The organism is Streptomyces sp. DI166, assembly GCF_900091315.1.
GTDB lineage: Bacteria > Actinomycetota > Actinomycetes > Streptomycetales > Streptomycetaceae > Streptomyces > Streptomyces fuscus.
Map to the genome: position 1 here is coordinate 22302 of NZ_FLSP01000103.1, position 6485 is coordinate 28786.

Here is a 6485-nt window from a genome sequence, read left to right on the forward strand (position 1 = left end):
GGCGGCTCAGCCGGTGGCCTGTACGGCCTCGGCGGTGACCAGGCATTCCGCGAGGGCGAGGTCCACGGCCGTGAGGTCGGGGGCGTGGGCGGCGACGGAGGTCCACAACGGCCGCAGCCCACGCTCCAGTTTGGCGGCCCGCGCGTCACCCGCCGCCGCGAGCCGGGCGATCAGCGCGCACCCGAGGGAGAACTGCGGTACGCGCATCCAGCTCTCCTCCCGCCCGTGCAGCGGGCCGGGCCCGCGGTCACCGAACGCCCCTGCCAGAGCGGGGTGTCCGTCGTCGAGGAAGAGCTCGACCGCGTCCATCCACTCCCCGAACTCCTCGCGCTCGGCGAAGTACTGAAGGGTGCGCCGCTCACCGAACGCCTGCCAGGCGGCCTCCGCCCGGGTGTCGGTGTCGAGCAGGCCGCGCGGTACCACCCGGGCGGTGCGCCACACGGCCCGCTGCTGGATCTCGGGGAGTTCGTGCAGCGCCCGGGCGTGGGCGTCGAACCGGCCGACGGTACGGCTCGGGTCCGCGTGCCCGGTGAGCAGCGCCGTACCGGTCTCGCCGAGGAACTGTCCGACCTCGCCGAGCAGTTCGGTCTCCTCCGGGTACAACTCGTCGACGTCGTACGCCGGATCGCCGGACAGGTACGGCATCAGTGGCGCGGTGAGGAGCAGCGCGCACATCGGCGCGCGCCGCCAGACGGGCCGTACGGCGACGGGGTCGGCCACCTCGCGGACGCGCAGGGCGGCCAGCCCGCTGCCCACGAGGGCGGCGGCCAGTTCCCCGGAGCGCAGGGCGCTCTCGGCGGCGCCGAGCAGCGCGTCGGCGCCCGCCTCGCCCAGGGCGGCTAGGCATTCGGCGGGTGCGGTCTCCTTCGCGCCGCAGGACTGCAGGTCCCGTCCGCGGGCGGCGACGATCCACTGGTAGGGCACGGCGTCGGCGCCCCGGGGCAGTGTGCCGTGACCTGCCAGGTACTGCGTGGTCCTGGTGGCGGCGGTGTCCTCGACCACCTCGGCGGTCCACGGGGAGCGCCGCAGCACCAGGGTGTCCCGGTCGCGCAGACGCGGCCAGACGGGCGCGGGACCGGCCGGGGGTGTTCCCGCGCGCAGGGTGACGACGAGCGGCCCGGCCGACCGCCAGGCGGCGGGCAGCGGGATACGGCCGTCGTCGTCAACCGGTACGGACAGCGGCGTGCGCCAGGGAGCGAGGACGGAGTGGACGCGGGCGGTGAGTTCGCCGGGGTGGCGCAGTCCGCGCAGGAGCAGTCCGGTGCCGTCCGGGGTGACGGACTCCGCGATGGGCTGGGTGCGGACGGTGGCGACGTGCACGCTCTGCCCGGCGACCAGCAGCCGCAGTTCGGCCTTGGCGCAGTCACGGACGGTGTCCGTCAGCGGGGCGAGGGCGTAGCGCAGGTCGCCCTTGCGGGCCCGGGTGCGGCGTTCGGGCCGCAGGGTGTGCAGGGTCGCGCCCTCGACGACGAGGGCCAGTTCCGGGGTGACCGCCACCGCCTGCTCGGGCAGGCGCACGGTCAGGGCGCTGTCCCGGGCCAGGTCGGTGGCATCGATGTCGAGGGGCCGCACGGACCAGGTGAGGGGCCGCCCGTCGAGTTCCAGGCGCACTTCGGAGTGCGGGACGAACGCCCGTACCCGGAACGCGTCGATCCCGTCCCGCAGGACCAGGTCCCGGGAGATCTCGTGGGCGGCGAACCGCACCGCGCTCTCGGAGACGGTGACCGGCCGTTGGGCCCGCAGGTCGAGCCTGGCGGTGGCGAGTCCGCCGTTCGGGGCGAGCAGCCGCCACTCGGCGGAGGGCACGGCCTCGACACCCTCGGCGAGGAAGGCGGTTAGTCTGCGCATGCCGCGCTGCCGCCCGGGCCGGTGGACGAGGACCTCGTACGGCCCCACCAGCGGCCCGGGTATGTGCTGCCAGGGGTCGACCAGGGCCCCGGGCGCCCCGGTGAGGCGGGCCAGTTCCCCGGGGCGGCCAACACGGCGCACCTCGACCTGCCAGTCCCGCGCCTCCTGCTCCCCCGGCCGGCGGCGGAGCCGCAGCGCGGGCCGCCGCTGCCACACCGGCGCTCCGTCGTCACCGGTGATCCAGGGCAGCGTCGCGCCGCCCTCCCAGCCGAACGACCGTCCCACGGCCACGTCCAGCCACCGGCCGGGCGCCGCCCCGGAGGCACGGACACGTGTCACACCGGCCAAGGACACCTTGCTCAGGGTCCAGCCGCTCCAGCCGTACGGCGTGGGCAGTTCGACGGCCGCCGCCCGGCCGCCCTCGGTCTCCAGGGCGCCCACGTGCAGCAGGTGGAGTTCGGCGGCGGGCAGCGGCTCGTCGGGCGGGACGCGGTGGCCGTCGGCGGCGAACGCCAGCAGGACCGTGTGCGGGTCGACGACGGTCGCGGCATGCGTGGTTCCGGCCGGGTCGGTGGCCTCGACCCGGCGGACGGGGCCGGGCAGCACCCAGTGCGGCGGGGCGGCGGTGACCGACTCGCCGTCGGCGGCCAGGCGCCAGTTCGCGTCCGGGCCGCCGGGCAGGGTCAGCAGCACACTGCCGGCGCCGGGGCCGAGGCGGAGTTCGGGCGGGGCGATCGCCGTCGGGGTCGCGGGGTCGCGGGTGACCGGGGCAGCCGTCGGACGCCAGCTCCAGCCCAGGGCCCGGGCCGACTCCTCGGCCGCCGCGATCCAGCGGGCACCGGCGACCGGCAGGTCCGTGGCGGGACCGTCCAGATCGGGCCGGGCGGCGACGACCCGCGCCCGCGCCTCGGACAGCGAGCGCGCCAGACCGACGGGCCCGCCGAGGGCCACGGCGTGCACCGTGCAGGCCGGCCAGCGCGCGAACACGGTGTCCGGGGGCACGTCCGAGCGGGCGGCGAGCAGCGCGTGGGCCACCAGCGCCTCCAGCACCAGGGCGGTCCGCCGCACCACGGACTCCGGCCCGGCACCGGGCGACGGCTCCCCCGCCTCACGCCACGCCCGCTCACAGTCGTCGAGCAGCCGCGCCGGATCCACCAGCATGTTTCCCCTCCCCGCCCGGCCCACGCGTCCTTGCCGCACGGACCGGCTGATGTTTACCGTTCTACCATTCCTTCACGCAGGTTCCACAGGGAATCCGCAGGTGGCACCGCTGTTCGGACTCGGGGGGCAGGTCATGACGACGGAGGTCGACGCGGGATCGCCGGCCGCGCTGCACGCGCGTCTGCTGGCGGCGGCGGGACCGCAGCGGACCCTGACCCCGTTGGCGGTACGGCAGTTGGTGATCGGCGTCGACCGCTCGCTGCTCGCCGAGGCGCTGAGACGGGTGGCCCGGGAGGGCGTCACGCTGCCCGCCAATGTGCGGGCGATGTTCGGCGTACCGGAGGAGGAGCCGGCCGCACCGGAGGAGCCACCCGCCGCTCCGGAAGAGGCCCCCGTCGCCGATCCGCTCCCCGCCATCCCCACCCAGCCGGGCCCGCGCTTCACCATCGAGCTGCCGCCGGACGCCCGCCTGGACCTGACGGCACTGACGCTCCGCACGCTGTGCCCGGAGCAGGCACCGGCCCCGGCCGCGCCGCCGCCCCCGGCACCGAAGGCCGCGGCTCCCAAGCCGAAGAGCCCGAGCCGTGAGAACTCCGTAGACCCCGAGGACCCCGACGAGTCCCCGACCCACCAGGCGGTCCACGACCCCCTCAAGACCTACACCAAGGCCATCGGCAAGTACCCCCTCCTCTCCCACCGGCAGGAAACGGAGCTGGCCAAGGCCATAGAGGCGGGTCTCCTGGCCCGCGAAAAGCTGGAGGAGCCGGGAGCGAGGCTCGCCCCGAAGCTGCGCGTCGAGCTCGAACGGCTCGTCCGCCTCGGCGAGCAGGCCCGGACGGGGTTCGCCCACGGCAACCTCCGCCTGGTGGTGAGCATCGCCAAGCGCTACACCGGACGCGGGCTCGACCTCATGGACCTGATCCAGGAGGGCAACCTCGGACTGCTGCACGCGATCGAGAAGTTCGACCACGAGAGGGGGTTCAAGTTCTCGACGTACGCGGTCCAGTGGATCCGGCAGACGATCCTCCGCGCGATCGCCGACCAGAGCCGCACGGTCCGGATCCCGGTGCACGCCCATGACACCCTGACCGCGCTCCACCGGGCCGCCACGGACCTGAACCTCGACTCGCCCCACGACGACCTGCCCACGGTCGCGGCCCGCGCGGGAACGACGGTCGAGGAGGCGCACAAACTGCTGTCGCGGGTGCGCAGGATCGTCCCGTTCGAGGAACTGACCGAGGCGATAGGCGACGACGCCCTGCACGAGGAGGCCGACCGCAGCGATGACGGCCCGCACCGGCCCGAGCCCGACGCCTACTACAAGGACCTGTCCCCGGAGCAGGTCCACAAGATCCTCGACTGCCTCAGCGAGCGCGAACACCGGGTGATGACCCTGCGCTACGGCCTCGACGGCGGCCCCCAGCTGACCCTGGACGCGATAGGCCAGGACATCGGGGTCACCAGGGAACGCATCCGCCAGATCGAATCCATGGCCATGAGCAAGCTGCGCGAACGCACCCTGCGCCACACTCACACCCACGCGCCCGCGCCCGCGCCCGCGCCAAAGCCGAAGGAGACTCCCCGCCCCGAGCCCACCCCGCCCCCGGCGCCGTCCCCGTCCCCCGACGAGCCGCCCGACCTCGCCGACGAACTGTGCGTGACCCGCAAGGTCCACCACAACGGCCGGATCCAGGTCGACTACCAGACGATCGACGTGGGCATGCGCTACATCGGCGAGCGGGTCACGGTGCTGCTGGAGGAGGACTGGTTCCGGGTCCTGTTCGAAGGCCGCCCCATCGCGGCGGCCCCACGCCGCCACCCGGCCCACGTCCCCGCGGACCCGGACCACCCACGCCCGCCCAAGGCCCGTCCCGCCCCCGCAGGGTCCGTCCGGCTCCCGCGGGGCCAGGTCCATGTGTCCCGCAGGGTCGGCCCCACCGGCCGTATCCGGGTGGACCTGCAGACCGTCGCCGTCGGCGCGCACTACGCGGGAAAGACGGTCACGGTCGTGCTGGAGGAGAACCGGTTCCGGGTGCTGTACCGGGGCCGCACGCTCGCGGAGGCGAAGCGCCGCCTCCTGGGCCGCTGATCCACGGCGGCTGCCGGCCGCCCTCGGCGCCGGTGTCACACGGCTCGATCGCCCCTACGATGGCCAAGTGATCGACGACGTGAGCGGGCGCAGCTACCGCGTGCAGCGATGGGCCGCCAGGGGGTCGCTGGCGGCGGCCGGGCTCGCGTTGCTCGTGCCGTTGGCCTACGGCGGTGTCGGCGGTGTGCTGATGCTCGTGGGCGGCGCCTTCGGCGTGGTCGTCACGGTGGCCGCCGTGTGGTGGACGCTGACCCTGAGGGGCCCGCTGCGAGGGGTGGCGGCGCTGGTCGTGCTGACCGTTCCGGCGTGCGTGGTCGCCCTGTTCGCGGTGACCCTGTTCTGGGCGCTGCCCGTGGCGGTCGCGCTGTGGGCCCTGGCCGTCTGGTTGGGCCGGTACGCCCTGCGCGGCACCGGGACGCACCGGGTGCGGGAGCGCCGGTGCCCGCCGCCCGCGCGACCGTTCCTGATCATGAACCCGCGCTCCGGCGGCGGCAAGGTCGGCCGGTTCGGGCTGAAGGAGCGGGCCGAGCGGCTCGGCGCCCGGGTGGTGGTCCTCGACCCGGAGAAGCAGCAGGACGTCACCGAGCTGGCCCGTGGCGCCGTGGCCGCGGGCGCCGACCTGCTCGGGGTCGCGGGCGGCGACGGCACCCAGGCGCTGGTCGCGGCCGTCGCCGCCGAGCACGACATCCCGTTCCTGGTCGTCACCGCCGGTACCCGCAACCACTTCGCCCTCGACCTCGGCCTGGACCGCGACGACCCCACCACCTGCCTGGACGCGCTGACCGACGGCGTGGAGCTGCGCGTCGACCTTGGCTTCGCCAACGACCGGCCGTTCGTGAACAACGCCTCCTTCGGCGCGTACGCGGCGATCGTGCAGAGCCCGTCGTACCGCGCGGACAAGCTCGGCACCAGCCTGGAGCTGCTGCCCGACCTGCTGACCGGGAAGCAGGGGCCGCGGCTGACCGCCCGCGCGGGCGACACGACCCTCGACGCCCCGCAGGCCGTGCTGGTGAGCAACAACCCCTACCGGACCGGCGACCCCTTCGGCTTCGGCCGCCGCGACCGGCTCGACACCGGCATGCTCGGCATGCTCGGGGTCCGGGTGGAGAACGCGGCCGAGGCCGCCGCGCTGGTACTCGACCCGGCCCCGGCCGGGCTCACCGTGCTCACCGCGCGCGAGGTCGTGGTCGAGTCCGACGGGCCGGAGGTCGAGGTGGGTCTGGACGGCGAAGGGCTCGTGCTCCCCTCCCCGGTCCGCTGCCGTATCGAGCCGGGCGCCCTGCGGGTCCGGGTTCCGCGCCACCGCCCCGGGCTCGCCCGCCGCGACCCGGCCCTGGACTGGCGCCGGCTCCGGAAGCTCGCGGCGACCGTCGGGCGCACCGCGCGC

Annotated in this window: 3 protein-coding genes; 2 read left to right on the forward strand and 1 reads right to left on the reverse strand. The window is 75.2% G+C overall.

What is annotated here, in order from left to right:
- Positions 1-6: 6 nt before the first annotated feature.
- A complete protein-coding gene (locus tag GA0115233_RS33735; protein WP_093724144.1) occupies positions 7-3009 on the reverse strand; it encodes a hypothetical protein in 3003 nt (1000 codons plus the stop codon).
- Between the two features lie 133 nt (positions 3010-3142).
- On the opposite strand from GA0115233_RS33735, the gene GA0115233_RS33740 reads away from it, so the two are divergent.
- Positions 3143-5098 carry a sigma-70 family RNA polymerase sigma factor gene (locus GA0115233_RS33740; protein ID WP_093724146.1) on the forward strand — a complete coding sequence of 652 codons (1956 nt, stop codon included), beginning with the start codon at positions 3143-3145 and terminating at the stop codon, positions 5096-5098.
- A gap of 67 nt (positions 5099-5165) precedes the next feature.
- On the forward strand, positions 5166-6485 hold a 1320-nt coding region (locus GA0115233_RS33745), incomplete at its 3' end, for a diacylglycerol/lipid kinase family protein (protein ID WP_093724145.1).

What these genes read in the sequence shown, in the direction of transcription:
- GA0115233_RS33740 (WP_093724146.1), top strand. Translation starts at nt 3,143, where the DNA reads ATGACGACGGAGGTCGACGCGGGATCGCCGGCCGCGCTGCACGCGCGT.
- GA0115233_RS33735 (WP_093724144.1), bottom strand. Translation starts at nt 3,009, where the DNA reads ATGCTGGTGGATCCGGCGCGGCTGCTCGACGACTGTGAGCGGGCGTGG.